The following is a 258-nucleotide window of genomic DNA, read 5'->3' as shown; positions in this document are numbered from 1 at the left end:
TTCAATTTGAGAAGCAGAAGCTGCCATATTAGTAGCTTGGCTCGTTACGTTGTTTAAGTTATGGTCTAAACGGTTTAATTGAGAACCGAAAGTTGCTCTAGCGTCAGCAATATTTTGAATAGCAGTGTCAAGAGCCGTGATTTCAGTTGCTGCAGTTGTAGCATCTAATTTCTTTGATCCATCAGTTGAAACTGCTAAAGTACCAGTTGTTTTACCTTTTGTATCGATAGCTGTGATTTTCATTGTATCATTTGAAGC

The 258-nt window shown here is 37.6% G+C and carries 1 protein-coding gene; it reads right to left on the bottom strand.

Going from position 1 to position 258, the window contains the following annotated elements:
• On the bottom strand, positions 1–258 hold a 258-nt coding region (locus MR170_RS32875), incomplete at both ends, for a flagellin (RefSeq protein WP_276575703.1).

This window comes from Bacillus cereus group sp. BfR-BA-01524 (genome assembly GCF_022662595.1).
Classification (GTDB): Bacteria; Bacillota; Bacilli; order Bacillales; family Bacillaceae_G; genus Bacillus_A; species Bacillus_A thuringiensis_S.
Note: the sequence above shows the minus strand (reverse complement) of the source record. Positions and strands in the feature narration are given on the sequence as shown.